The organism is Bacillus sp. LR--39, assembly GCF_053613335.1.
This window is the reverse complement of record NZ_JBSIOT010000625.1, coordinates 1-826: the sequence shown is the minus strand read 5'-3', so window position 1 is coordinate 826 and position 826 is coordinate 1. Positions and strand designations below refer to the sequence as shown.

Below are 826 nucleotides of genomic sequence, written 5' to 3'. Positions count from 1 at the left end.
GAAAAGGATCGTTGGATATAGGCATGGGAAAAACGCTGCTTAAAATTGGACCCATACGGTTCAGAACGATTTATTTTATCGATTCTTTTTGCCGGTACGGGGAGTTGAAAATTGACAATCGATTCTCAAATGCACTCGTGTATGCAGGGGGCTGCTTGTTTAACCTCATCACGATTTTTGCAATCAATCTGCTGATTTTACACAGTGTATTAAAGCCGAATGTGTTTTTCTATCAGTTTGTCTATTTTTCTACGTATTATGTGTTTTTTGACCTGCTGCCGGTCCGATATTCGGAGAAAAAGTCATCAGACGGGCTGGCGATATACAAGGTGCTCCGTTACGGAGAGCGCTACGAAATCGATAAATAACATTAGAATGTTTATTGCCTCTCAGATCGGGAAGTTAACAAGTACACACATAATTGAGAGGGGAGAATTAACATGGGTAACGATAGTGTAAAAGACAAAATGAAGGGCGGCTTCAATAAAGCCAAAGGAGAAGTGAAGGATAAAGTCGGAAATATGGCTGACAGAACGGACATGCAGGCTGAAGGCAAAAAAGATAAGGCAAAAGGCGAAATCCAAAAGGATATCGGGAAAGCCAAGGATAAATTTTCAGATAAAGATTAATCGTACGGAAGAGGCAGGAAACGAAATGTTTCTTGTCTTTTTTTTTCGCTTTTTCTGATGTGAATAAATATAACAAAAAAAGAAGCTGATTTGGTCAAGGTAACTAAATTTTTTAAATATTCTTTGAATTAATAGGCCTCTTCTATATAATGATGACATAAGTTGTAAACTTTTATAACATCATTTGAAGAAATCAA

Annotated in this window: 1 protein-coding gene and 1 pseudogene; both read left to right on the top strand. The window is 37.2% G+C overall.

Translation table 11 applies throughout. The features are described 5' to 3' along the window. Positions 1–368: pseudogene (locus ACWHAR_RS25405) on the top strand (hypothetical protein); the annotation flags it as partial. A gap of 72 nt (positions 369–440) precedes the next feature. Beyond that, positions 441–629, top strand: a complete 189-nt coding sequence (gene csbD / locus ACWHAR_RS25400; RefSeq protein ID WP_144453655.1) for a stress response protein CsbD — start codon at positions 441–443, stop codon at positions 627–629. Positions 630–826: the final 197 nt, after the last annotated feature.